This is a genomic window from Sphingosinicella sp. (assembly GCF_041916975.1).
Classification (GTDB): Bacteria; Pseudomonadota; Alphaproteobacteria; order Sphingomonadales; family Sphingomonadaceae; genus Sphingosinicella.
Genome location: NZ_JAYRYK010000001.1, coordinates 1,015,139 through 1,038,477 on the forward strand (window position 1 = coordinate 1,015,139; position 23,339 = coordinate 1,038,477).

Annotated in this window: 25 protein-coding genes and 1 pseudogene; 8 read left to right on the plus strand and 18 right to left on the minus strand. The window is 67.2% G+C overall.

Annotated features, from left to right (window positions below):
• Positions 1-62 precede the first annotated feature (62 nt).
• The 12 genes from ACE3TJ_RS04730 to ACE3TJ_RS04785 form a co-directional block, all read right to left on the minus strand.
• Positions 63-2,150, minus strand: coding sequence for a sodium-translocating pyrophosphatase (locus ACE3TJ_RS04730; RefSeq protein WP_374594360.1), 2,088 nt, complete (start codon positions 2,148-2,150; stop codon positions 63-65).
• Positions 2,151-2,272: 122 nt separating this feature from the next.
• Positions 2,273-2,707: a hypothetical protein gene (locus ACE3TJ_RS04735; RefSeq protein ID WP_374594362.1), complete on the minus strand. Its 435-nt coding sequence runs from the start codon at positions 2,705-2,707 to the stop codon at positions 2,273-2,275.
• Positions 2,697-3,653, minus strand: coding sequence for a thiamine-phosphate kinase (gene thiL, locus ACE3TJ_RS04740; protein WP_374594364.1), 957 nt, complete (start codon positions 3,651-3,653; stop codon positions 2,697-2,699). The genes ACE3TJ_RS04735 and thiL overlap by 11 nt, the downstream gene beginning before the upstream one ends.
• Positions 3,654-3,676: 23 nt before the next feature.
• Positions 3,677-4,150, minus strand: a complete 474-nt coding sequence (gene nusB / locus ACE3TJ_RS04745) for a transcription antitermination factor NusB (protein WP_374594366.1) — start codon at positions 4,148-4,150, stop codon at positions 3,677-3,679.
• A 50-nt stretch (positions 4,151-4,200) separates the two neighbouring features.
• On the minus strand, positions 4,201-4,620 hold the full coding sequence (gene ribH / locus ACE3TJ_RS04750; RefSeq protein ID WP_374594368.1) for a 6,7-dimethyl-8-ribityllumazine synthase: 420 nt from the start codon (positions 4,618-4,620) through the stop codon (positions 4,201-4,203).
• A gap of 19 nt (positions 4,621-4,639) precedes the next feature.
• Entirely contained in the window at positions 4,640-5,911 is a 1,272-nt protein-coding gene (ribB, locus tag ACE3TJ_RS04755; protein WP_374594370.1) for a 3,4-dihydroxy-2-butanone-4-phosphate synthase, read from the minus strand.
• A 60-nt stretch (positions 5,912-5,971) separates the two neighbouring features.
• Positions 5,972-6,574, minus strand: a complete 603-nt coding sequence (locus ACE3TJ_RS04760; protein WP_374594372.1) for a riboflavin synthase — start codon at positions 6,572-6,574, stop codon at positions 5,972-5,974.
• A 10-nt stretch (positions 6,575-6,584) separates the two neighbouring features.
• The gene (gene ribD / locus ACE3TJ_RS04765; RefSeq protein ID WP_374594374.1) at positions 6,585-7,577 is read right to left on the minus strand and encodes a bifunctional diaminohydroxyphosphoribosylaminopyrimidine deaminase/5-amino-6-(5-phosphoribosylamino)uracil reductase RibD; all 993 of its coding nucleotides are present in this window, start codon (positions 7,575-7,577) and stop codon (positions 6,585-6,587) included.
• The gene (locus tag ACE3TJ_RS04770) at positions 7,574-7,936 is read right to left on the minus strand and encodes a hypothetical protein (RefSeq protein ID WP_374594376.1); all 363 of its coding nucleotides are present in this window, start codon (positions 7,934-7,936) and stop codon (positions 7,574-7,576) included. Before ACE3TJ_RS04770 ends, ribD begins: the two co-directional genes overlap by 4 nt.
• A gap of 55 nt (positions 7,937-7,991) precedes the next feature.
• Positions 7,992-8,633, minus strand: a complete 642-nt coding sequence (locus ACE3TJ_RS04775; protein WP_374594378.1) for a TonB family protein — start codon at positions 8,631-8,633, stop codon at positions 7,992-7,994.
• Between the two features lie 135 nt (positions 8,634-8,768).
• Positions 8,769-10,097, minus strand: a complete 1,329-nt coding sequence (gltX, locus tag ACE3TJ_RS04780) for a glutamate--tRNA ligase (RefSeq protein ID WP_374594380.1) — start codon at positions 10,095-10,097, stop codon at positions 8,769-8,771.
• Positions 10,094-11,746: an NAD+ synthase gene (locus tag ACE3TJ_RS04785; protein ID WP_374594382.1), complete on the minus strand. Its 1,653-nt coding sequence runs from the start codon at positions 11,744-11,746 to the stop codon at positions 10,094-10,096. Before ACE3TJ_RS04785 ends, gltX begins: the two co-directional genes overlap by 4 nt.
• 101 nt (positions 11,747-11,847) lie before the next feature.
• Here ACE3TJ_RS04785 and plsY point away from each other — a divergent pair, with 101 nt between their 5' ends.
• From plsY to aat, 3 genes are read left to right on the plus strand one after another with little or no spacing between them, the layout of a single operon-like run.
• Entirely contained in the window at positions 11,848-12,474 is a 627-nt protein-coding gene (gene plsY, locus ACE3TJ_RS04790; protein ID WP_374594384.1) for a glycerol-3-phosphate 1-O-acyltransferase PlsY, read from the plus strand.
• Positions 12,467-13,564, plus strand: coding sequence for a DNA-processing protein DprA (gene dprA / locus ACE3TJ_RS04795; protein WP_374594386.1), 1,098 nt, complete (start codon positions 12,467-12,469; stop codon positions 13,562-13,564). The genes plsY and dprA overlap by 8 nt, the downstream gene beginning before the upstream one ends.
• A complete protein-coding gene (aat, locus tag ACE3TJ_RS04800; RefSeq protein WP_374594388.1) occupies positions 13,561-14,271 on the plus strand; it encodes a leucyl/phenylalanyl-tRNA--protein transferase in 711 nt (236 codons plus the stop codon). Before dprA ends, aat begins: the two co-directional genes overlap by 4 nt.
• A 35-nt stretch (positions 14,272-14,306) precedes the next feature.
• On the opposite strand, the pseudogene ACE3TJ_RS04805 reads toward aat, so the two are convergent.
• The 5 genes and pseudogenes from ACE3TJ_RS04805 to ACE3TJ_RS04825 form a co-directional block, all read right to left on the minus strand.
• Positions 14,307-14,654: pseudogene (locus tag ACE3TJ_RS04805) on the minus strand (DUF2155 domain-containing protein); the annotation flags it as partial.
• A 29-nt stretch (positions 14,655-14,683) separates the two neighbouring features.
• A complete protein-coding gene (gene mlaD, locus ACE3TJ_RS04810; RefSeq protein WP_374594390.1) occupies positions 14,684-15,190 on the minus strand; it encodes an outer membrane lipid asymmetry maintenance protein MlaD in 507 nt (168 codons plus the stop codon).
• Positions 15,187-15,579: an NADH:ubiquinone oxidoreductase subunit NDUFA12 gene (locus tag ACE3TJ_RS04815; RefSeq protein WP_374594392.1), complete on the minus strand. Its 393-nt coding sequence runs from the start codon at positions 15,577-15,579 to the stop codon at positions 15,187-15,189. Before ACE3TJ_RS04815 ends, mlaD begins: the two co-directional genes overlap by 4 nt.
• Positions 15,580-15,616: 37 nt before the next feature.
• Positions 15,617-16,150 carry a DUF192 domain-containing protein gene (locus ACE3TJ_RS04820; RefSeq protein ID WP_374594394.1) on the minus strand — a complete coding sequence of 178 codons (534 nt, stop codon included), beginning with the start codon at positions 16,148-16,150 and terminating at the stop codon, positions 15,617-15,619.
• Positions 16,151-16,160: 10 nt separating this feature from the next.
• Positions 16,161-16,736, minus strand: a complete 576-nt coding sequence (locus ACE3TJ_RS04825; protein ID WP_374594396.1) for a cold-shock protein — start codon at positions 16,734-16,736, stop codon at positions 16,161-16,163.
• 110 nt (positions 16,737-16,846) lie between these two features.
• Here ACE3TJ_RS04825 and ACE3TJ_RS04830 point away from each other — a divergent pair, with 110 nt between their 5' ends.
• From ACE3TJ_RS04830 to ACE3TJ_RS04840, 3 genes are read left to right on the plus strand one after another with little or no spacing between them, the layout of a single operon-like run.
• Positions 16,847-17,431 (plus strand): CoxG family protein, encoded by a 585-nt coding sequence (locus ACE3TJ_RS04830; protein ID WP_374594398.1) that lies wholly within the window; start codon positions 16,847-16,849, stop codon positions 17,429-17,431.
• Positions 17,428-18,348, plus strand: coding sequence for an XdhC family protein (locus ACE3TJ_RS04835; RefSeq protein WP_374594400.1), 921 nt, complete (start codon positions 17,428-17,430; stop codon positions 18,346-18,348). The genes ACE3TJ_RS04830 and ACE3TJ_RS04835 overlap by 4 nt, the downstream gene beginning before the upstream one ends.
• Complete coding sequence (locus ACE3TJ_RS04840; protein ID WP_374594402.1) at positions 18,345-19,922, plus strand: NTP transferase domain-containing protein; 1,578 nt, start codon at positions 18,345-18,347, stop codon at positions 19,920-19,922. The genes ACE3TJ_RS04835 and ACE3TJ_RS04840 overlap by 4 nt, the downstream gene beginning before the upstream one ends.
• Here ACE3TJ_RS04840 and ACE3TJ_RS04845 read toward each other — a convergent pair.
• Positions 19,913-20,434 carry a regulatory protein RecX gene (locus ACE3TJ_RS04845; protein WP_374594404.1) on the minus strand — a complete coding sequence of 174 codons (522 nt, stop codon included), beginning with the start codon at positions 20,432-20,434 and terminating at the stop codon, positions 19,913-19,915. The genes ACE3TJ_RS04840 and ACE3TJ_RS04845 overlap by 10 nt on opposite strands.
• Positions 20,435-20,598: 164 nt before the next feature.
• On the opposite strand from ACE3TJ_RS04845, the gene ACE3TJ_RS04850 reads away from it, so the two are divergent.
• Both ACE3TJ_RS04850 and ACE3TJ_RS04855 read left to right on the plus strand, forming a co-directional pair.
• The gene (locus tag ACE3TJ_RS04850) at positions 20,599-22,383 is read left to right on the plus strand and encodes a fatty acyl-AMP ligase (RefSeq protein ID WP_374594406.1); all 1,785 of its coding nucleotides are present in this window, start codon (positions 20,599-20,601) and stop codon (positions 22,381-22,383) included.
• Positions 22,384-22,396: 13 nt separating this feature from the next.
• Positions 22,397-23,305 carry an NAD-dependent epimerase/dehydratase family protein gene (locus tag ACE3TJ_RS04855; RefSeq protein ID WP_374594408.1) on the plus strand — a complete coding sequence of 303 codons (909 nt, stop codon included), beginning with the start codon at positions 22,397-22,399 and terminating at the stop codon, positions 23,303-23,305.
• The last annotated feature ends 34 nt before the right edge of the window (positions 23,306-23,339 follow it).

Below are 23,339 nucleotides of genomic sequence, written 5' to 3' on the forward strand. Positions count from 1 at the left end.
GGGTAAAAAGAACCCCGCCGGAGCGATCCGGCGGGGCTTTTTGTTCGCGCGGACGCGCGAGATCAGTGCGCGGCGAGGCTCGCGAGGAGGAGCAGCGCCACGATGTTGGTGATCTTGATCATCGGGTTCACCGCCGGGCCAGCCGTATCCTTGTACGGATCGCCCACGGTGTCGCCGGTAACCGCAGCCTTGTGGGCTTCGGAGCCTTTGCCGCCGTGATGACCGTCTTCGATGTATTTCTTGGCATTGTCCCACGCGCCGCCGCCCGAGGTCATCGAGAGCGCCACGAAGAGACCCGACACGATCACACCGAGGAGCAGCGCACCGAGGGCAGCGAAGCCCTGCGCCTGGCCCGCGATGGCGGTGATGATGAAGTACACCGCGATCGGCGCCAGCACCGGCAGCAGCGAGGGGATGATCATCTCCTTGATCGCCGCCTTGGTGACGAGGTCCACCGTGCGGGCATAATCCGGACGGCTGGTGCCCTCCATGATGCCCTTGTTGGTGGCGAACTGGTCGCGCACGTCCTTCACCACGTCGCCCGCCGCGCGGCCGACGGCGGTCATGCCCATCGCACCGAACAGGTACGGGAGCAGCGCGCCGAGCAGCAGACCGACCACGACGTAGGGGTTCGAGAGGGCGAAATCGACCTGCACGTCCCCGAAGAAGGTATTGAGATCCGCCGTGTAGGCACCGAAGAGCACCAGCGCGGCGAGACCCGCCGAACCAATGGCGTAGCCTTTGGTGACCGCCTTGGTGGTGTTGCCGACGGCATCGAGCGCGTCCGTGCGCTGGCGCACGTCCTTGTCGAGGCCCGCCATTTCGGCGATGCCGCCCGCGTTATCGGTCACCGGCCCGTAAGCGTCGAGCGCCACGACCATACCGGCGAGCGCCAGCATCGCCGTCGCCGCGAAGGCGATGCCGATGTAGCCGGCGAGCGCATAGCTGCCGAGCATACCCGCACAGATGACGAGCGTGGGCAGCGCGGTGGCTTCAAGGCTGATGGCGAGGCCCTGGATGACGTTGGTACCGTGGCCGGTTTCAGACGCCTTGGCGATGGACTGCACCGGACGATAGTTCGTGCCCGTGTAATACTCGGTAATCCAGACGATGAGGCCGGTAACGGCAAGGCCGATCAACATGCAGTAGAAGAGCGCCCGGCCGGTGAAGCCGCCGATCTCCGTATCCATGCCGCCGAGCGCCACGCCGGTGACGTACCAGAGCGCCGGGATGGCGAGGATCGCGGAAACCGCGAAGCCCTTGTACATCGCGCCCATGATGTTCTGCGAACCGCCGAGGCGGACGAAGAACGTGCCGATGATCGAGGTGATGATGCACACGCCGCCGATGATGAGCGGCAGGCCCATGAGGCCGTAGAGCGCATCGCCGGCCGCAGCACCGACGAGCAGCGCCGTCAGCACCATCGTGGCGCCGACGGTGACGACGTAGGTTTCGAAAAGGTCGGCAGCCATGCCGGCGCAGTCGCCGACGTTGTCACCAACGTTGTCCGCGATCACGGCGGGGTTGCGGGGGTCGTCCTCGGGGATGCCCGCCTCGACCTTGCCGACGAGATCGGCACCGACGTCGGCAGCCTTGGTGAAGATGCCGCCGCCGAGACGCGCGAAGATCGAGATCAGCGAGGCGCCGAACGCGAGCGCGACGAGCGCGTCGATCACGAGCCGGCTATCCGCTGCGTTCCCCGCGATGTTCACGAGGTAGTAGAAGAAGCCCGCGATCGCGAGAAGCGCGAGACCCGCCACGAGCAGACCCGTCACCGCACCGGCGCGGAATGCCATGGTGAGGCCCTGCTGGAGCCCCGCACGCGCAGCTTCCGCCGTACGCACATTGGCGCGAACGGAAATGTTCATGCCGATGAACCCGGTGAGGCCCGAAAGCACGGCGCCCAGCACGAAGCCGATGGCCGACGTGACCCCCAGAAAATAGCCGACGAGCGCCGCAACGACGACACCGACGATGGCGATGGTACGATACTGGCGGCCGAGATAGGCGGCTGCACCTTCCTGAATAGCGCCCGCGATTTCCTGCATCTTGGCATTGCCCGGCGAGGCGCTTGTTACGCTCTTCGTGGTGACAATGCCGTAGAGCACGGCCGCGAGGCCGCACACTATGGCGACAACAACAACGTCCATGAACGAACCCCTGCTGCTCGCCTTACCCGCCCTTGCCAGGCAGGCAGGCGCGTTTCCCCAAGTTTGACTTTATGTCGGGGCGGAGCATTGCAAATGGAATCGCAACAGGCAAGCCGCGGATTTCAGACAGGAACCGCCGTTAGAATGCGGACCTGCCGGACGTTTGACGCGCCGAGCGCGGAGCGTGCCGCAACGAGCAGCGCCGCACGCATCGCTTCGATGTCGAGCCGGTCGGCGTTTTCGGCAACGAGACTGGACTGCCACGCCGCTGTGTTCACCGCATGGCGCACCTCCGGCACCCGGTCGCGAACCCAGGCGCGGCGGGTGCGCGGCACCTCCAGCGTGAACGCGACGACGACATAGCCTTGCGGGCCGGACGCACCCATTATCGGCAGCGTCATGCGCTCTAGAGGGACATAGGCGATATCCGACGCCTCCGCCGTTTGCCGACGGACGTTTTCGCCGCCGAGCACGCTCGCGGTGACAAGCACGCCGAGCAGCGCGCCGGCGAAACCCACAAGCAGCGTGCGCCTTCCCTGCCGCGCTTCATGCCCCATGTTCATACCCCAGACGCGGCACCGACACGGGCGCACCGCCCTCGCCGATCACCGAAAACCCCTCGCCAGCCTCCACACGGCCGACGCGCGTGAGCCTAAGGCGCGTGGCTTCTGAAAGCGTTAAGAGCGCGGCGCGGCTTTCCGGCGGCGCGGCGATCAACAATTCGTAGTCGTCTCCCGCAGTCGCCGCGGCGAGCCTGCCCGTATCGCCCGGCGCGAGGCGCGCGGCGGCGGCTTCCGAGAGCGGGACATCGGCTAGCGCGATCTCGATACGCACGCCCGAGGCCTTCGCCATGCGCGAGGCATCGATGAGGAGGCCGTCCGACACGTCCATCGCCGCGTGTGCGCCCGCGCCTGCAAGCCCCTGCCCCATCGCAAGACGCGGGACGGGCAAGCGGTAGCGGCGGAGTAGCGCCGGATCGGCGGGCGCTTCGCCGCGCGCGATGGCAAGGCCGAGTCCAGCGTCGCCGATCGTGCCCGTGACATAAAGATCGTCACCCGGCTTCGCGCCCATGCGCGACAGCGATTGTCCGCGCGGCACGTGGCCGATGGCTGTGCAGCCGAGAACGGCGGATGCGGCGCCGGTCGCCGTGTCGCCGCCGAAGAGGGCGGTGCCGTGTTCGGCGAGCACGCGGGCGAGGCCCGATGCAAAGCGTTCGAGCCACGCGTCATCCGGTCGCGCGAGGCCGAGACCGATAAGCACGCCTGCAGGCTCGGCGCCCTTGGCGGCGAGATCGGAGAGGTTCACGGCGACGAGCTTCCACGCGATGTCGGAAGGATCATCCGTGCCGAGATAGTGGACGCCCTCGGCGATCACGTCGTGGGTAAGCACGAGTTCGCGACCCATCGGCGGCGACCACACCGCCGCATCGTCGGCAAGGCCGCGTGCTGCGGGGTGCGTCGCGATCGGACGCAGCAGCCGTTCGATGATTTCGCCTTCGCGCATTCCGCCTTGGTAGCGCGGGCGCGCTATTCGCGCACGTCCTTCGCGATGCGATCGAGCAGGCCGTTCACGAAACCGGCTTCGCGTGCCTCGTAAAACGCCTTCGCGACATCGACATATTCGCTGATCGCGGCTGCGCGCGGCACGTCGAGACGGGCGACGAGTTCATAGACGCCGCATCGCAAAATCTGGCGCATCGGCCGGTCGAGCCGGTCGAGTGTCCAGCCTTCGGCGAGCGCGCCCGCGATGCGCTCGTCGATCTCCGCCTCTCGCGCGGCAACGCCGGAGACGAGATCATCGAAGAAGTCCGCGTCGGCGGGAGCGAAGGCCGCATCCTCGATGGTGCGGCCGAGGCGGTGTTCATGGAATTCGCGCAGCAGCTTGGGGATCGTGTCGCCCGACATCTCGCGCTGATACAGCGCCTGAACGGCGGCGAGACGCGCCGTCGCGCGGGACGGTCTTTGCGGTTTCGTCTTGGGGGAGGAGGTCTTGGAGGACATGGCGCGCTATGTAGAGCCGCAGCCTTCGAAACCCAAGCACCAAAGACGTGTCACCCAAAACGGCTCTTGAGTTCGAGGAGCGTGAGCGCCGCCTTCGCCGCCTCGCCGCCCTTGTCCTTCTGCTTCGGATCGGCGCGGACGAGTGCCTGCGCCTCGTTCTCGACGGTGAGGATGCCATTGCCCACGGCGAGACCATCCATCGTCAGCGCCATCAGGCCGCGCGCGCTTTCGCCCGCCACGATCTCGAAGTGATACGTCTCGCCGCGAATGACGACGCCGATGCCGACGAACGCGTCATAGCGACCGGATTCGGCCGCGAGCGCGATGGCACCCGGGATTTCGAGCGCACCGGGAACGGTGATCGTTTCGTGGCTGTGGCCCGCATCCTCGATCGCGGCGCGCGTACCGGCGAGCAGCATGTCGTTGAGGTGCGCATAGAAACGGGCTTCGACGATGAGGACGCGTGCCATGGCCGGCCTTTCCGTAATCTCAGTTGGTGGGAATGGGCCGTTCGCCGACGACGTTGATACCATAGCCTTCGATCGCGACGATGTTGCGATGGGAATTGGTGAGCAGGATCATATCGTGGATGCCAAGATCGGCAAGGATCTGTGCACCGATACCGTAGGAGCGCAAATCCATGTCGTCGCCGCGTTCGCCGGCGATCTCGCGCGTCAGGCTGCTCGATTCCGGCGCGATCAGGAGCACGATGACGCCTGAACCCGCGCGCCCGATCTCCTCCATCGAACGCTGCAGGATGCGCTTGCGGGGGCCGGGCTGGCCGAGCACGTCCGAGAAGATGGAAAGGCCGTGCATACGCACGAGCGTCGGCTCGTCGGCGCTGACCTTGCCCTTCTGGAGCACGACGTTGACCGAACCGTCGATCCTGTTGCGATAGGAAAGCACCCGCCAGTCCCCGCCGTAGTCCGACGTGAACGGCGACTGCGCGACGCATTCGACGAGGTGATCGTGGCGGCGGCGATAGGCGATGAGATCGCGGATCGTGCCCATCTTGAGGCCGTGCAGACGCGCAAAGGGGACGAGATCGTCCATGCGTGCCATCGTGCCGTCGTCTTTCATGATCTCGCAGATCACGCCCGACGGGTTGAGCCCGGCGAGCCGTGCGACGTCCACCGCGGCTTCGGTATGGCCGGTGCGCACGAGCACGCCGCCATCGCGCGCGACGAGGGGGAAGACGTGGCCGGGCGTCACGATGTCGTCGGAGCCGCGCGCGGAATCGATCGCGACGGCAACCGTGCGCGCCCTGTCCGCCGCCGAAATGCCGGTGGTGACACCCTGCTTCGCTTCGATCGAGACGGTGAACGCGGTTTCGTGACGTGTGCCGTTCTGGCGGCTCATGAGACCGAGGCCGAGCTGGTCGACACGCGCTTTCGTCATCGCAAGGCAGATGAGACCGCGACCGTGCGTCGCCATGAAGTTGATCGCGTCGGGCGTCGCCATCTGCGCGGGGATGATGAGGTCGCCCTCGTTCTCACGATCCTCGTCGTCGACGAGGATGAACATGCGGCCGTTGCGCGCCTCCTCGATGATCTCCTCGATGGGGACGAGCGCCGGGCGGTCGCTGTTCGACGCCATGTACAGCTCCAGCTTGCGGAGCGTTTCGGCGGTGGGGTTCCACTCGGGCGAATCGATGTCGCGGAGCGTGTTGGCGTGAAGCCCCGCCGCACGGGCGAGACCGGAACGCGACACATCGCCCTTGGAGACGATGCCGCGAATCGTTTCGATCAGGATCTGGCTCATGGCGGAACTGCGTATCACATTAAAATGTGATCGCAATACCCATTTGTCACAGGCCTGTGTTCAGGCGGCGACGTCACGCATTCGGCCGATGTAGCGGGCGAGCACATCAATCTCGATGTTCACCGCGTCCCCGGCGTCGGCACCGCCGAACGTGGTGTGCGCCGCGCTGTGCGGGATCAGATTGAACGAGAGGACAATGCCTTCCGCCGTGTCCTCCACCGTGTTCACGGTGAGCGAGACGCCGTCGAGCGCGACCGAACCCTTGGGCGCGATGAACGCGGCGACGCTCTTCGGAGCGGCGATGCGGAACGTTTGGCTGTCGCCGACTGCCGCAATCGATTCGACACGGCCGACGGCATCCACATGGCCGGTGACGATATGGCCGCCGAGTTCGTCGCCGACCTTCAGCGCGCGTTCCAGGTTGAGCCGTGCGCCCTGCTGCCAGCGCGATGCGGCGGTTTTCGAGAGGGTTTCGGCGGACACGTCAACGGCGAACCAATCTGCGCCCTTGTCCACCACGGTGAGGCAGACGCCCGAACAGGCAATGGAGGCACCCATGTCGACGCCCGCCATGTCGTAGCCGCAGGCGATGGTGAGCCGCGTGTCGCCGCGCGCTTCAACGCGGGTGACGGTGCCGATGTCGGTGATGATGCCGGTGAACATGGCGCCCCCTCTAGCGCGTCCGCGCGTAGACTTCGAGTCGGTCGTTGCCGAACGTGCGCGTTTCGACGAGCCGCCAGCGGCCGTGCGCATCGGACAGGCGTTCGAGGCCGATGCGGCCCGCGCCGGGCGCACCGTCGCCGATCACGATGGGCGCGCGGTAGACGAGCATCCGGTCGACGAGATCGGCGGCAAGCAGCGTGCTCGCCGTTGCCGGGCCGCCCTCCACGAATACATCGTTCACCGCGAGGCCGCACAGATCATCGACCGAGGCCAGCAGCAGCGGATCGCGCGCAGCGAGCTTCGCTGACGCCGGAATCGCATCGAGTGTCGCGCTGAGCACGGCGGGCCGCGGGCTGCGATCCTGAAGCCCCGGCAGGCGCACATCGAGCGAGGGATCATCGGCTTCGAGCGTGCCGCGCCCGACGAGGATCACGTCTGCAAGTGCGCGCTGGAGATGAACGTGGGCGCGCGCCTCGGGGCCTGTGATCCACTGGCTCTCGCCGCCGGGCATCGACACGCGGCCATCAATGGACATGGCGAGCTTGAGCGTGATGCAAGGCCGTCCGCGCTCCATGCGCGAGAAGAATCCCGCCATCGCAGCGCGCGCCATCGCTTCGCCAGTCCCGACCGTGACGGCGATACCCGCATCCCTGAGCCGGGCCGTGCCCTGCCCCGCCGTGCGCGGATCGGGATCGAGCACGGCGATGTGAACGGCGGAAACGCCATACGCGGCGATGAGATCAGCACAGGCCGGGCCGCGCGCGCTGACATGCGCGCAGGGTTCGAGACTGACGTAAAGCTCCGCGCCCCGCGCCGCTTCGCCCGCGATCTCCAGCGCGACCGCCTCGGCATGGGGGCGTCCGCCCGGCTGGGTCCAGCCGCGCGCAATCACCGTGCCATCCTTCACGATGAGGCAGCCGACATTGGGATTGGGCGCAGTGCGGCCGAGACCGCGGTGCGAGAGGCGAACGGCGGCCTCCATCAGCCGCGCCGCCTCGCTCATTCGCTTGCCGGCTCTTTGGCGCTTGCCGGCTCTTTGGTTTCAGGCGGGGCTGCAGCCGCAGGTGCCGCTTTCTCCGCATTGATATCGAGCTGTGCGGCGATCGCGTCCGCCTGTTCCTGCATCAGCCGCTCTTCCTCTTCCTGCTCCGCGAGCGCATCGGCGCGCGAGCGGCCGTCCTCCCAGTTCTTGAAGTAGGCGATGATCGGATCGGGCGGCAGGTAGCCGAAGCGGTTCTCGATCAGGAACGTGAACATGATGATGAAGGTCATCAGCACCGAAAGGCTGCCGATGACCCACTGCCGCCGTTCGACAGCGGCGATACGTGCGCGGATGCGTCCGAAAATGGTGGCGTTGCTCATGCGGGGCCACAGATAGGGTTTCGAACGCACCCGCGCCAGTGCCTGCGTTATGCCTTTACGGGTTCAGCACGAATGTCACCGTGATCTGGTGACGGCTCTGGACCGCGACACCATCGCGCGTGGCGGGCCGGAAGCGCCAAGCCGACAGCGCCTGCCGGACCGCCGCGCTATCGAGCCGCTCATAACCGCTCGATCGCATCACTTCGGCATCGGCGACGCGACCATCGGTGCCGACGAGCACGCTGACGACGACGCTCCCCGCCTCGCCCGCGCGGCGCGCGGCCGATGGATACGCGGGCTGGAAACGGTCCCGGTAGCGCGGATCGATGCTTGCCGCGACGAGCACCGGATCTGCGGCCTGCGTCTGCCCGGCCAGTCCGACAACATCCGGAACACGCGGCAGAATGGGCGTTGGATCATCGCGCACGATCGGCGCCTGCGGCGCATCCACGACGAGGACCGGTTCGACGACGGTGATGTCCACGCTGTCTTTGATTGCGGGCAACGGCGGCGTTTCAGGCTTTGCAGGCTCGACTTTCTCGATCCAGATCGGCGCCTCTGGGCGAATGATGTTCGGAACCTTGACGATACCCGTGGCGGTGAGCGCCACATAACCGAGGACGAGATGAACGGCTGCGGTGACGAGAATGCCGCTGCTGTCTCGCAGGGCTCGGCGGGTCGGGAACGCTGACTTCATCGAACGGCTCCATCCCAAGGGAGGGCGCCCCATGCGTTGCCGAACGGCAGCGCCGCTCCACCACCGGCAACATGCCGGCCAGCGTGTTATACTATAACAACCCCGCCTCTGCCGAGCAGATCATTCGCGCCGCGCTCAGTTGGTACGGGCGCGTAACCGTTCGAGGGCGCGGTCACGACCGATCAGGAGCAGCAGCCCCGCCATCTCGGGGCCGTGATCGCGGCCCGTGAGCGCGCGGCGGAGCGGCAGGAACAGATCTTTGCCCTTGCGGGCGGTCGCCGCCTTGAGCGCGCCGGTGAGCGCGGACCAGATACCGGGCTCCCACGGGAGCGATTCGAGCGTTTCGGCGGCAAGGGCGAGGTAGTCATCCTCACCAGCGAGCGGCTCCACCGGGCCTTCGATCACCTGCCACCAGTCGGCGGCATCTGCGACGGTTTCGAGATTGGGACGCAACACCGCCCACGCCGCGGCATCCATGCCCGGCGGCAGGCGATCTGCGACAGCATCGTAATCGAGCTGATGCAGGATGCGCGCGTTGAGCTGGCGCAGCTCCGCCTCGTCGAAACGCGCGGCGGAGCGGCCGAAGTGCGCGAAATCGAAATATTCGACGAGCGGATCGAGACTCGTGACCGGCTCGACGGAATCGGACGTGCCGAGGCGGGCGAGCAGCGCGGCGATGGCGACGGGTTCGATGCCCGCCTCCCGGAAATGCGCCATGCCTGCCGAGCCGAGACGCTTCGAGAGCGCACCCTCGGTGCCGGTGATCAGCGCCTCGTGCGCGAAAGCCGGCGGCTGTGCGCCGAGCGCTTCGAACATCTGAATCTGCACGCCCGAATTGGTGACGTGATCCTCGCCGCGGATGACGTGGGTGACGCCCATGTCGATATCGTCGATCACGGAAGGCAGCATGTAGAGATAGGAGCCGTCGGCGCGGCGCACGACGGGATCGCTGAGCGAGGCGGGATCGATGTGCGAGTCGCCGCGGATGAGATCCTGCCAATGGACGTGCGCGCCCGTATCGAGGCGGAAGCGCCAGTGCGGCCGTTCGCCTGTTGTGCGCTTCGCCGCGATCTCATCGGGTGTGAGATTCAGCGCAGCGCGATCGTAAACGGGCGGCAAGCCGCGCGAGAGCTGGATCTTGCGACGAACCTCAAGCTCCTCGGCGGTCTCAAAGCAGGGATAGATGCGCTCGGCCGCGACGAGCGTTTCGAATTGTTCGTTGTAACGCGCGAGCCGGTCTGACTGGCGGTATTCGGCATCGGGCACGAGGCCGAGCCATGCGAGATCGGCGCGGATGGCGTCTGCATATTCAGCACGCGACCGCTCCGTATCCGTATCGTCGAGACGCAGGAGGAAACGCCCGCCGTGCTTCTTCGCGAACAGCCAGTTGTGGAGCGCGGTGCGGACGTTGCCGACATGGAGATAGCCCGTCGGAGACGGGGCGAAACGGGTGGTGAGGGTCATGAGGTCCGGAAGGCGTTGGTGATCGGATAGCGGCGGTCTCGCCCAAAGTTGCGGACGCCGATCTTGACGCCGGGGGGCGACTGGCGGCGCTTGTATTCGGCGACGTAGAGCAGGCGCTCGATGCGGATGACGGTGTCGCGATCGAAGCCGCGCGCGACGATGTCGGCGACCGAAAGCTCCTCCTCGACGAGGCCGTGCAGGATCGGATCGAGGATTTCGTAAGGCGGCAGCGAATCCTGATCCTTCTGGTTCTCGCGCAGCTCGGCCGTGGGCGGCTTGGTGATGACACGCTCCGGCATCACCGGGCCATTCGGTCCCAGCGCCAGTTTCGGGCGGTTCGCATTCCGCCACCGCGAGAGCGCGAACACCGTGGTCTTGTAGGCATCCTTCAGCACCGAATAGCCGCCCGCCATATCGCCGTAGATCGTGGCATAGCCCACCGACATCTCCGACTTGTTGCCGGTGGTGAGCAGCATGTGGCCGAACTTGTTGGAAAGCGCCATCAGCGTAACGCCCCGGATGCGCGACTGGATATTTTCCTCTGTAATGTCGCGCGCCTTGCCTTCGAACACCGGCGCGAGCATCGCGTCGAACGCCTCCATGGCAGGCGTGATCGCGATGGTATCGAGGCGGCAACCGAGCATCCGCGCGCACTCCGCCGCATCTTCGAGACTGTCCTGCGACGTGAAGCGCGAGGGCATCATCACGCACCACACGCGGTCCGCACCGAGCGCATCCACCGCTACCGCCGCCGAGAGCGCCGAATCGATACCGCCCGAAAGCCCGAGCACGACGCCCGGGAAGCGGTTGCGGTTCACATAATCGGCGAGGCCGATCTGCATCGCGTGGTAGATGTCCTCCGGATACGGATCGAGGCGGTGTTTGTGCCCTTCCTCGCATACCCAGCCCTTCGCGGTGCGGAACCAGGTGGTGAGCGTGACGCGCTCTTCCCAGTCCGGGAACTGCACGGCGATGCGGCGGTCCGCGTTCATCACGAAGCTGGCGCCGTCGAACACGATCTCGTCCTGCCCGCCGACGCGGTTGAGGTACGCGAGCGGCAGGCCGGTTTCGGCGACGCGCATCGCGGCAAGCGAAAGCCGTTTATCGTCCTTGTCGAGCTCATAGGGACTGCCGTTCGGAACGAGCAGGATTTCCGCGCCCGTCTCGGCGAGGCATTCGCACACGTCCGGGAACCAGATGTCCTCGCAGATAGGCACGCCGAAGCGCACGCCGCGGAACGCCAGCGGCCCCGGCAGCGGGCCGGGCACGAACACGCGCTTCTCGTCGAACACGCCGTAGTTCGGCAGTTCGTGCTTGCGTGTCCACGCCGCGATTTTGCCGCCGTCGAGCAGCGCCATCGCGTTATAGAGCTTGCCGTCTTCCAGAAGCACGCTGCCGACGAGCATCGCCGGGCCGCCGTCCGCCGTGGCTTCCGCCATGCGCTGCAATTCCGCTTCCGCTGCGCGCACCAGCGACGGCTTCAGCACGAGGTCTTCGGGCGGATAGCCGATGAGCGAAAGTTCGCAGGTGACGATGAGGTCCGCTTCGGGCTGACGCGCCCGCGCGGCGAGCATCGCGTCGGCGTTGCCGCGAAGGTCGCCCATGGTCTGGTTGAGCTGCGCGAAAGCGATCTGAAGGCGTTCAGTCATGCGGCGTCTTCTAGGCTGTCGAAACGGCTTTGGCGATGCCTTCACGCCACCGCGCGAAGGGGGCTTTCGAACGCCGCGGCTTCCGTTTAGGTTCCGCGCCGATGTTCACCGACACGCCCCTTCTGGCCAACCCTTGGACCTGGTTCGTCGTCGGCTATCTGCTGGGCGCGATTCCCTTCGGCCTCATCGTCACGCGCCTCGCGGGGATGGGCGATATCCGCCGCATGGGATCGGGCAATATCGGCACGACCAACGTGCTGCGCACCGGCGGCAAGAGCCTCGCGGCGCTGACCCTGCTGCTCGATGCGGGCAAGGGCGCGCTTGCCGTTTGGCTCGGCCAAACCTTCGCATATGGCGGCGACATCCTTGGCGGCATGGGCGCGTTCATCGGCCATCTGTTTCCGGTGTGGCTGCTGTTCCGCGGCGGCAAGGGTGTCGCCACGATGCTCGGCATCGCGCTCGCCATCCATCCGCCCGCGGGGCTCGTCTTCGCGGCTGTCTGGCTGCTCGTCGCGGGTGTAACGCGCTACTCCTCGCTCGCCGGGCTGATGGCGGTAACGCTGACCCCGCTCGCGCCCGCGCTCGCCGGACGCTGGGATGCCGCGCTGCTGTTCGCGGGCATGGCCGTGCTGGTGATCGCGAAGCACGACGAGAACATCGCGAAGCTGCGCGCGGGCACCGAGAGCAAGATCGGCGGGCGCGGCGGCGCGCCCGATCCGAATGGCTGACCGGCCGGGCAGCGACATCGAACGCATCGCAAAGCTGCGGCTGATTCGCAGCGAAAACGTGGGGCCGGTGAGCTACCGGCACCTCACCGCGCGTTACGGAAGTGCATCGGCGGCGCTTGAAGTCCTTCCCGACCTCGCACGGCGTGGTGGCCGTCGTGACTTCCGGATTGCAAACCTCGCCGCCGTTCAGCGCGAAATGGAAGCCGTGGACGCGGCCGGGGCACGCTTCGTGTTCCTCGGAGAGGCCAATTATCCGCCGCTGCTCGCCGAGATCGAGGACGCACCGCCCGCGCTTGCCGTGCGCGGCGATATCAAGCACGCGCACCGCCGCACGATCGGCATCGTCGGTGCGCGCAATGCGTCGGCCGCAGCGATCCGGTTCGCGCGCGGACTTGCCGCCGATCTTGCCGCCGCCGACATCGTCGTCGTCTCGGGGCTCGCACGCGGTATCGACGCCGCGGCGCACGCGGGTGCGCTTTCGGGCGGTACGATCGGCGTGATCGCGGGCGGCATCGACAACATCTACCCACCCGAGAACGCAGAGCTTTATGCCGCGCTTTACGAACGCGGCCTCGTGATCGCAGAGCAGCCCTTCGGCACCGAGCCGCAGGCGCGGCACTTCCCGCGCCGCAACCGTCTGATCTCGGGGCTTTCGGCGGGAATTGTCGTCGTTGAAGCCGCACCGCGCTCGGGCTCGCTCATCACGGCGCGCTTCGCGGGCGAACAAGGCCGCGAGGTGATGGCGGTGCCCGGCTTCCCGCTCGATCCGCGCGCACAGGGGTGCAACCAGCTGATCCGCGACGGTGCGACGCTCGTGCAATCCGCCGCCGACATCGCAGAGACGATTGCGCCTTTCGGGGCCACGCGACTCGCCGCAGGCGGCAGCCGCTTCTCGGCCCCGCCCCCCACAGACGCCGACGACAGCGCGCGCACCGCCGTGACTGCGTTGCTCAGCCTCACGCCCGTCGCCGTCGATGAACTCGTCCGCCTGTCGGGCGAACCGCCCGCCGTCGTGCAGACCGTGCTTCTCGAACTCGAACTCGCCGGGCGCCTCGTGCGCCATGCCGGCGCACGCGTGGCGCTCGCATGAGCTCGCGGCAGAAGCGCGGCGCGGCGCTCGACCCGGAGCTGCTGCTCCGCGCCTATTCGATCGGCATCTTCCCGATGGCGGAAAGCCGCGATGCCGAGGACGTGTTCTGGGTGGAACCGCGCGAGCGCGCGATCCTGCCACTCGAAGGCTTCCATCTCTCGCGCAGCCTCGCCAAGACACTGAAGCAGGAGCGTTTCGCGCACAGCGTCGATCGCGCCTTCAATGCCGTGATCGACGCCTGCGCCGAGCCTGCACCCGATCGTGCGGACACATGGATCAACCGGCAGATCCGCGAAGCCTACACCTTCCTCCATCGCATCGGCCACGCGCACAGCGTCGAATGCTGGGAGGGAGACGCGCTCGTCGGCGGCCTTTACGGCGTCAGGATCGGCGGCGCGTTTTTCGGCGAAAGCATGTTCAGCCGCCGCACCGACGCTTCGAAAGCCGCGCTCGCGCATCTCGTCGCGCGGCTGCGCGTCGGCGGTTTTCGGCTGCTCGATTGCCAGTTCATGACCGGACACCTCGCCAGCCTCGGCGCGGTGGAGATCAACCGCGAAACCTATCTTCAGTTGCTGGGCGGTGCGACGGGCGTTTCGGATGCGGATTTCGGCGCGCTCGACGCGCTGCCAGACGACTTGCCGACCACGATCGTGCGCGGGCCGGTTTCCGGGAAGCGCATCGCGCAGCTTCTGACCCAGACGTCGTAGCGTTCATTGTCGAAGCTGTTCAGCGACGGGCTTTCGGCGAAGAGCCAACCCGAAAACAGGCGCTTCATGCTGTTGTCGCGCGTGGGCCCGTCGATCTGAAGGAAGGCGCCGGTGTGCGGACGCTGCCACGGCGGCGATGCCTCGCAGGTGCGCGCCGCGATGCGGAGCTTGCCGAAACGAACGGTCTCGCCCGGCTTCAAGGTGAGGTCGCGCGTCTCGCTGCTCACCTTGTCGAGCACGCCGATCACAAGCACGCGCTCTGCATTCGGTGTCGGAAGTTTCACCGGTGCGGCCTTGGGCGCCGAAGGAGCAGACGCTGGAGTCGGTGCAGGTTCGGTTGCAGGCGCGGGCTGCGCGGCAGCCGGCGCGGCGAGCAGCACCATGCCGAGCGCGGCGCGGGCCGCTGGACGGATCACGGCGCGGCGGGCTCCGCAGGTGCGGACTCACCGGCCTTGTCTTCGGACTTGCCGGTCTGGTTGATGAAGCCGCCGATCAGCGTCATCAGGTCGACCGAGCCCTGCGTGTCGAGAATCTCGTCGCCCTCGCGCATCATCTCGCTGTCGCCGCCCGGCGTCAGAGAAATGTAGCTGCCGCCGAGGATGCCTTCGGAGGTGATCGCGGCGCTGCTGTCGAGCGGCAGCTTGATTCGCTGGTCGATCGAAAGGCCGAGCCGCGCCTGGAACGTGTCCGGATCGAGCGACTGGTCGACGACCGAACCCACCTTGATGCCGGAGACGCGCACGTCCGTGCCCACCGCAACGCCCGTGGCGTTCGGGAATAGCGCCGAGACGCGATAGCGATCCGCGCCGACATTGCCCGACGTGCGCTGATACGAGAACAGCACGAACACGACTGCGATACCGACGACAAGCGCGCCGACGATCGCCTCGATCAGGTTCTGCCGGAACAGCGCGGTCATGCCTCTTCGGGGCTCCACGCCTCATAGTCGCCCGTCGCGCGGGCGCGCGGCGCCTCGCTGGCGAGCGTCCCCGGCCGGTGCCACGCGGCGACGGTCCCGGTGGGGTTCGCATGATGCGGCTTTTCCCACACCTTGCGGGGCAGCGTCGAGTCGCCCGGCAGCACGTCCGTGGATTTGTGCAGCCAGCCGTGCCACTCAGGCGGCACGCGGCTCGCCTCGTTGAGGCCGTTGTAGATCACCCAGCGGTGCTCCGCACGCTTGCCGGGCTTGCGGAAATAGCGGTTGCCCTCCGCATCCTGGCCGACCTCCTCGCCGTGGAAACGCGTCATGTAGCGCGTTCCCCACGTCGGGCCGTCCCACCAGGTGAAAATCGACTTGAACAGACCCATTGCCGGCTCCGCTGACTTCAGTTGGCGCCTTAGAGCCTTATTCCGCGCCGCCTTGCAAGTCCCGAAGGTCGTATTCGACGAGATCGCCGGGCGTCACGCCGATCCGCGCCGCCTCTCCGGCATTGAGTTCGAGCACGGCGGCGACAGGGCCGAGCGAGCTGCGCTGCGCTTCATTGAGCGGCGGAACGTCGGCGAGGATGCTTTCGATGCGTCCGTCAGCGAGGAGGAACACCATGTCGAGCGGGATATATGTGTTGCGCATCCAGAACGTCGCCGGGCGCGGCGCAGGGAACGGGAAGATCATGCCCGCATCCTTCGGCATCGTGCGGCGGTACATGAGGCCCTGCGCCTGCTCGTCCGACGTGCGCGCGACCTCAACCGTGTAGCCGTGCCGCTTGCCGCCCGACGTGACGATGGTGAGCGGAATCTTGCGAAGCGGCTGGACCGCGGGCTCTCCTGCGGCTTCAGCTGCAGGTTCCTGCGTGGCGGCGGAGGGCGTACTGCCGCAGCCCGATACGGCAGCCACGAGCAGGAGGGCCGCAAGAAACGGCCGATGACGAACGGAAATCATGAAAAGGGCTCTATGCCTCTCCAACCGTGATGGCAACGGCCAGCGGCCCCTTGTCGCCGTCCGCGATGCGCGCCATCACATATTGGCCCGGCGTGAGTTCGATGAGACCCGCGCGGCGCACGGTTTCCATGTGCACGAAGATGTCGTGCGAACCTTCGCCGCGCGTGAGAAAACCATAGCCTTTCAGGCGGTTGAACCACTTGACCTCAAGCCGCTCGTAATCGCCCGCATCGTCGATGAGCTGCATCGGATCGACGCGCGACGCGGCGCGCTGCACGACGAGTTCGGGATCGGGCCCGATCGCCGTCGTCAAATCCAGCTCAATGATGCGTCGCGCCTGCCGGCCCCGTTCCCGCGCAACCGCCATGCAGACGACTGTCGCGCCTTCAGGCAGCGTGCGGCGACCAACCTCGCGCAACGTGGAAAAGTGTACCAACACATCGCCGCTCCCATCACTGGGAACGATGAAGCCATATCCCCGTACCGCATCGAACCACTTTACTGTGCCCTCGACGCGGCATTCCTCGGCGACTTCGGCAAGGTCGGACACGTGCTCACCCTCTGGCAGCAACGCGTGCTCGGCCATTACCCCCTCCGACGCACATTTAATTTTCCGAGAAAGAACGCTACCACAAAACCCCGTAATCACGAACTATATAGTTAATTTTCAAAGCGACAAGACAAAGGATTGCGCCGATGGAACTGAACGGTGAGACCCTGATCGCGGCGCCGCGCGAACGGGTCTGGGCGGCGCTCAACAATCCCGACGTGCTCGCCGCCTGCATCGAGGGCGTGGAACGGCTTGAGCGCGCAGGGGAAAACCGCTTCGAAGGCACGATGAACGCCAAGGTCGGCCCGGTGCGCGCGAAGTTCACGGGCGCGGTAGAGCTGTCGGAAATCGATGCGCCGAACGCCTATGTGATCTCTGGTGAAGGCAAGGGCGGCGTCGCCGGTTTCGCGAAGGGCAAGGCCTCGGTGAGGCTAGAAGACGCGCCCGGCGGCACGCGACTCGCCTGGCAGGCGAGCTCCACCGTTGGCGGCAAGCTCGCGCAACTCGGGGCACGGCTGATTGAAGGCACTGCAAAGGCTTATGCGGAATCTTTCTTCGCCGCCTTCAAGGCACGGGTGGAAGGCGATGGCGCGGCAGAGCAAGAACCCGTGGTTCTTCCTGAAACCGATCTTTCCGAAGGCACTGATGAGACGCCCGGACTTTCCCCCGCCGTGTGGGGCGGCATCGTGATCGCGCTCGTCGCTGCGCTGGTGCTCTGGCTGGTGCTGTGAACGGAGACGACACCGCCGCGCTGATCGCCACGCTTCGCGGCTGGATTGCCGCCGGGCACAAGGCGGCGATCGCCACGGTGATCGAGACTTGGGGCTCCGCGCCGCGCCGCACGGGCGCGCATCTCCTGATTCGCGACGACGGGCTGTTCGAAGGCTCTGTGAGCGGCGGCTGCGTGGAGGGCGACGTGATCGCCGCGGCTGCGGACGTGATTGCGGTCAATGCACCGAAGCGCCTCGAATACGGCGTCGCCGATGCCCGCGCCTGGGAGGTCGGCCTTGCCTGCGGCGGCCGGATCGCGGTTCTGGTGCAGCCGGCGTCCGAAGCGGGCTTCGCGCCTGCCCTCGCCGAACGCCTCGGCAAGGCGCTCGCGGGCGGCGAGAGTGTGCGCGTCACCACCGATGCGGACGGCGTTTCCCGCGAGGGTGAAGGCGAAGGTTTCTCGCGCCTTTATGAACCCGCGGGGCGGCTGATGATCGTCGGTGCGGTCCACATCGCGCAGGCACTCGTGCCGATGGCGGAACTGCTCGGTTACGTGCCGCTCGTCGTCGATCCGCGCGGCAGTTTCGCTGCGGCTGAACGCTTCTCGCACATCACCGTCGATCCGCGCTGGCCCGACGAGGCGCTCGCCGACTGGAAGCCGGACGGCGCGAGCGCAGTCGTGGCGCTGACCCACGATTCCAAGCTCGACGACCCGGCGCTGATCGCGGCACTGAATTCGCCTGCTTTCTATATTGCCGCGCTGGGATCGCGGAAGAACCAGGCAATTCGCCGCGAACGCCTCGCCGCCGCCGGGTTCGACGAGGCGGCGCTTGCCCGGGTCCAAGGCCCCGCCGGGCTTGCCATCGGCGCGGCGAACCCCGCCGAGATCGCGCTGTCGATCGCCGCACAGATGATCGCGGTACGGCGCGGCGCGTGAAGTTCGGCCCCGTCCCCCTCGATCGCGCAGAGGGCGCATACCTCGCCCACGCGGTCCAAACAGGCGCGCGGCGGATCGCCAAGGGTAAGCGCCTCGATGCGGCGGACATCGCCGATGCCCGCGCGGCGGGCCTTGCCGAAATCGTCGTGGCGGCGCTCGAAAGCGATGATCTGCACGAGGACGCCGCCGCCGCCCTGCTCGCGTCCGCCGCTGCGGGCCCCGGCCTCACCGCCCAGCCGCCCGCGCACGGCCGCGCCAACATCGTTGCTGACGCCCCCGGGCTGCTGCTCGTGGAAACCACGGCGATCGATACCGTAAACGCGCATGACGAAGCAGTGACGCTGGGAACGCTTGCTCCGTTCACCCCCGCCACGAAGGACGAGATCGTCGCAACGGTGAAGATCATTCCCTTTGCCGTGCCGGAAACCCTCACCAGACGCGCGGCGGACAGCGCAAGAGGCGTGCTGCGGCTGGCACCGTTCGGCAGGCGCCGCGTCGCCTTCATCCAGACGACCCTGCCCGGCACATCCGCCAAGCTGCTTGCGAAGACCGCCGAGGTGACCGAGGCACGCTGCGCCGCGCTGGGTCTTGTCGCGTGGCGCGAGATGCGCTGCGCGCACACGGAAGAGGCCCTTATGGCCGTGCTCGCGGACGTCGCGGATGCCGACATCGTCCTCATCAGTGGCGCCTCTGCGATCAGCGACCGGCGCGACGTGATTCCCACCGCGATCGAACAGGCGGGCGGTGCGGTGCTGCGGCTCGGGATGCCGGTCGATCCCGGCAATCTCCTGTGCCTCGCGCGCATCGGCACGCGGCCGGTAATCGGCCTTCCGGGCTGTGCGCGGAGCCCGCGACGCAATGGCTTCGACTGGGTTCTGGAACGGCTCTGGGCAGGTCTCGACGTGACCGGCGCGGATGTCGCCCGCATGGGTGCAGGCGGACTTCTCGCCGACGTCCCTCGCCCCGAACCGCGCCCGAAACCGGCAGCGGCCGGGCACGTCGGTGCCGTGGTGCTCGCGGCCGGGCGATCGGTGCGCATGGGCGCGAACAAGCTGCTCGCGGACCTCGGCGGCAAGCCGGTGCTCGCGCATGTGCTGGAAGCGGTGCGCGAAGCGGGGCTTCCCGCGATCGTCGTCACCGGCAACGCAGAAGCCGAGATCGCCGCGATGGCACGTGCCTTCGGCTTTCCGAGCGCCCATGCCGCGCGCTACGCAGACGGGCTCAGCCAGTCGGTCGCGGCGGGAATCGCCGCCGCGCACGATGACTGGTCGGCAGCGCTGGTGCTGCTCGGCGACATGCCGGGGATAAGCGCCGAGCATATCGCAAGCCTCGCCACCGCGGCGGACGCGAACCGCATCGCGGTGCCCGTGCACAACGGCAAGCGCGGGAACCCCGTCGCATGGGGCCGGCGCTATTTCGCGCGGCTGCGCGGTCTTGAGGGCGATGTCGGCGGCAAGGCCCTGCTCGCCGAATTCGCGGACGACATCGTGGAGGTGCCGGTGGAAAGCGACGCGATCTTCATGGATGTGGATACGCCCGAAGCCCTTGCGGCAGTGCGGGCGCGCTACGCGTAATCGGGTTCCACGTCCCGCATGTCGAGGATTTCAGCGGCTATGCGCGCATCATGCCCTGCGCGCAGCATCGCGGCGAACTGCTTCTGCCGCACCGCCCGGTCCGGCGCTTCCCGCGCGAACGGGCCGAAGCGCTTGCGGCGCGCATAGGCCATGGCCGCGCCGCGCGCGTCGATGGCATCTGTGATCTCGCCGCGCAAATCCTCGGCAAGGCCTGCGGCCCGCAGATCCTGCCCGATGCGCCGCGCGCCGAAGCCGCGCCGTTCGAGTCCTCGTGCCCTCGCTTCCCCGAACGTGCGGTCATCGACGTAGCGCAACGCCGCGAAATGCTGGACGATCGCTTCGATATCGGCTGCCCGCTCCCCGGCCCAGCCGCGTTCGCGCACCTTGCGCGAAAGATAGGCCGCGAGCCGGCCTTCCGAGGTCGCGAAACGCTCGACATAGCGCAGCGCAAGCGCACGAAGCGCTTCCTGATCGAGCGGTCGCGGCGGTTTTCGGCTTTTTTCGGTGCGCACGCCATGTTCCTGCCATAGTCGGACCCAATTTTGAACGTCACATTCCGGCAAAGGCTGACGCTGGCCTGTTTTGCAAGTGGCCAAGGAGTCGTGTATTTGGCGAGGTTTATGAGCGGCGGGAAATGCCGCCGCCGCGCCGGGAAGAGCTGAGGAGGTTCGGGGACTTGCTGAATCGCACTTCGGATTCGAGCGCGCTTGCGCTGTCCGGCGCCGATGAAACGGCGCTGGCGCCAACGCCGACGCTCGACGATTTGCCGCGCCGTCTGGCGGATTTCAACACGCTTGGCGAAGCGCTGGACTATGCGGCGCAGGGCAAGCGCGGCCTCAACTTCTTCGATGCGCGGGCACGCCTCGCGCGGGTTCTCACCTTCGCCGACCTCAAGGCCGATGCGACCGCGAACGCCTATCGGCTGATCGCCGCGGGTATCAAGCCGGGCGACCGCGTGGCGCTGATCGCCGAGACGAGCGCGGATTTCGTCAGCCTGTTCTTCGGCGCCATATACGCTGGCGCCCTCCCCGTGCCGCTGCCGCTGCCGACCTCGTTCGGTGGACGCGAAGGCTATGTGGAGCAGATTCGCAGCCAGCTGATGTCGTGCGACCCCGAGATCGCGCTTGCGCCTTCCGGCCTTGCCGCGATCGTTGCGGAAGCTGCGCACGGCCTGCGCTGCCGCACCGCGCACGACTGGCTCGATTTCATGGCGCGCGACGCAAAGCCCGCCGCGCTGCCGTCCGCCCGCAAGAGCGACATCGCCTATCTCCAGTATTCGAGCGGCTCGACGCGCTTCCCGCACGGCGTGGAGATCACACATGAAGCGCTGCTCGCCAACCTCAACGGCCATGCCGTTGGCGTGAAACTGCAGCGCGACGACCGCGTCATTTCGTGGCTGCCTTATTATCACGACATGGGCCTCGTCGGCTGCCTGATGGCGCCGATCGCGAACCAGGTTTCCGCCGACTACCTCGCCACCGAGGATTTCGCGCGCCGTCCGCTCTCGTGGCTCGCACTCATCACGCGCAACGAGGGCCACAGCCTCTCTTATTCGCCGACGTTCGGCTACGATATCTGCGCGCGGCGCGTTTCGAGCCAGACCGATGTTGCCGAGCGCTTCGACCTGTCGCGCTGGCGCGTGGCAGGCAACGGCGCCGACATGATCCGCCCGGACGTGATGAGCGCCTTCGTCGAGGCCTTCGCGCCTGCCGGCTTTTCTGGCGGGGCGTTCCTGCCGAGCTACGGGCTTGCCGAAGCGACGCTCGCCGTCACCATCTCGCCGCCGGGCACCGGCATCGTCACCGATCTCGTCGACGAACGCCTACTCTCGGGCGAGCGTGAAGACACGGGCACCGGCACGGGCCGGATGCGCGCGATTGTGAACTGCGGCGTTGCGCTGCCGGGCATGGAAATCGAAATCCGGGACGAATCGGGCCGCCGCCTCGGCGACCGCCAGATCGGCAAGGTGTTCGTGGCCGGCCCCAGCATCATGACCGGCTATTTCCGCGACGAGATTTCGACCCGCGCCGCGCTTCAGGGCCAATGGCTCGATACCGGCGACATGGGCTACATGCTGGAGAGCGCGCTCTACATCGTCGGCCGCGCCAAGGACATGATCATCATCAACGGCAAGAACCACTGGCCGCAGGACATCGAGTGGGCGATCGAGCAGCTTCCAGGCTTCAAGGCGGGCGACATCGCCGCCTTCTCGATCACCACGGAGGGCGGCGAAGAGTCGCCCGCCGTGCTCGTCCAGTGCCGCACCAGCGATGCTGCCGAGAGGGCTGACCTCCGCGAGACGATCAAGGCCAAGGTACGCACCATCACGGGCATGAACTGCATCGTCGAACTGGTCCCGCCGCGCACGCTGCCGCGCACCAGCTCGGGCAAGCTCAGCCGCTCCAAGGCCCGGGCACTCTACCTCTCCGGCCAGATTCAACCGTTCGACATCGCGGCCTAGCCGCCTCCCGTCGATGACCCGCATCGCGATCACCGGCGGAACCGGCTTCGTCGGCACGAAGCTGATCGACCTTGCACTTGAAAAGGGCCACGCGGTCCGTGCGCTCGCCCGCCGCACGCAGCCCGCGCGCGCCGGTCTCGAATGGATTGCGGGCGATCTTGCGAACGGCGATGCGCTTGCTCGCCTTACCGAAAACGCGGACGCCGTGATCCATGTCGCGGGCGTTATCAACGCCCGCACGCCGCTGGAGTTCGCTGCCGGAAACATCGAGGGCACGCGCGCGATGCTGGAGGCGAGCCATGACGTGCCGCGCTTCGTGCATGTCTCCTCGCTCGCGGCGCGCGAACCCGCGCTCTCGATCTACGGCAACACCAAGGCGGCAGCCGACGCGCTCGTCGAAACCGCGCGGCCGGACGCGGCGATCGTACGTCCCCCTGCCGTCTACGGCCCCGGCGATCGCGAGACGGCGAACGTCTACAAGCTCGTCGCGCGCGGCTGGGCGCTGCTGCCGGGTAGCGGACGCTTTTCGATCGTGGAGGTTTCAGACCTCGCGCGCGCGCTGTTGGCCCTTGCCGAAAACCCGGCGCCGAGCGGCATTTTCGAGATCGACGACGGAACGCCCGGCGGGCTCAGCCACCGCGAGATGGCCGCGTACATCGCCGCCGCGCTCGGCAAGACGCCGACCTACGTTCCTCTGCCGCCCGCTGCACTAAAGCTCGGCGCCGCGATCGATACGCTCGGCGCGAAGCTCGCCGGGCGCCTGCCCGCGCTCAGCTTCGACCGCGCGCGTTACCTCGCGCACCCGGACTGGGTGGCGGACAGCGCACCCCTGCGCGCGCTCGGCATCTGGGCGCCTGAAGTGCCCGCCGCCGAAGGCATCGCGCGCACGGCGGAATGGTACAGAAACGCGGGCTGGATTTAGGCCGCGCGCCTGCCTATCCCCTGCCACAATCTGT

Coding starts and splice junctions, on each gene's coding strand:
- aat (WP_374594388.1), top strand. CDS start 13,561: ATGAGCTCGCGGCAGAAGCGCGGCGCGGCGCTCGACCCGGAGCTGCTG.
- ACE3TJ_RS04785 (WP_374594382.1), bottom strand. CDS start 11,746: ATGACTGAACGCCTTCAGATCGCTTTCGCGCAGCTCAACCAGACCATG.
- thiL (WP_374594364.1), bottom strand. CDS start 3,653: ATGCGCGAAGGCGAAATCATCGAACGGCTGCTGCGTCCGATCGCGACG.
- ACE3TJ_RS04730 (WP_374594360.1), bottom strand. CDS start 2,150: ATGGACGTTGTTGTTGTCGCCATAGTGTGCGGCCTCGCGGCCGTGCTC.
- ACE3TJ_RS04775 (WP_374594378.1), bottom strand. CDS start 8,633: ATGAAGTCAGCGTTCCCGACCCGCCGAGCCCTGCGAGACAGCAGCGGC.
- ribD (WP_374594374.1), bottom strand. CDS start 7,577: ATGAGCGAGGCGGCGCGGCTGATGGAGGCCGCCGTTCGCCTCTCGCAC.
- ACE3TJ_RS04830 (WP_374594398.1), top strand. CDS start 16,847: ATGGAACTGAACGGTGAGACCCTGATCGCGGCGCCGCGCGAACGGGTC.
- dprA (WP_374594386.1), top strand. CDS start 12,467: ATGGCTGACCGGCCGGGCAGCGACATCGAACGCATCGCAAAGCTGCGG.
- ACE3TJ_RS04815 (WP_374594392.1), bottom strand. CDS start 15,579: ATGGGTCTGTTCAAGTCGATTTTCACCTGGTGGGACGGCCCGACGTGG.
- ribH (WP_374594368.1), bottom strand. CDS start 4,620: ATGGCACGCGTCCTCATCGTCGAAGCCCGTTTCTATGCGCACCTCAAC.
- nusB (WP_374594366.1), bottom strand. CDS start 4,150: ATGTCCTCCAAGACCTCCTCCCCCAAGACGAAACCGCAAAGACCGTCC.
- gltX (WP_374594380.1), bottom strand. CDS start 10,097: ATGACCCTCACCACCCGTTTCGCCCCGTCTCCGACGGGCTATCTCCAT.
- ACE3TJ_RS04760 (WP_374594372.1), bottom strand. CDS start 6,574: ATGTTCACCGGCATCATCACCGACATCGGCACCGTCACCCGCGTTGAA.
- ACE3TJ_RS04855 (WP_374594408.1), top strand. CDS start 22,397: ATGACCCGCATCGCGATCACCGGCGGAACCGGCTTCGTCGGCACGAAG.
- mlaD (WP_374594390.1), bottom strand. CDS start 15,190: ATGACCGCGCTGTTCCGGCAGAACCTGATCGAGGCGATCGTCGGCGCG.
- ACE3TJ_RS04820 (WP_374594394.1), bottom strand. CDS start 16,150: ATGATTTCCGTTCGTCATCGGCCGTTTCTTGCGGCCCTCCTGCTCGTG.
- ACE3TJ_RS04735 (WP_374594362.1), bottom strand. CDS start 2,707: ATGGGGCATGAAGCGCGGCAGGGAAGGCGCACGCTGCTTGTGGGTTTC.
- ACE3TJ_RS04770 (WP_374594376.1), bottom strand. CDS start 7,936: ATGAGCAACGCCACCATTTTCGGACGCATCCGCGCACGTATCGCCGCT.
- ACE3TJ_RS04825 (WP_374594396.1), bottom strand. CDS start 16,736: ATGGCCGAGCACGCGTTGCTGCCAGAGGGTGAGCACGTGTCCGACCTT.
- ribB (WP_374594370.1), bottom strand. CDS start 5,911: ATGAGCCAGATCCTGATCGAAACGATTCGCGGCATCGTCTCCAAGGGC.
- plsY (WP_374594384.1), top strand. CDS start 11,848: ATGTTCACCGACACGCCCCTTCTGGCCAACCCTTGGACCTGGTTCGTC.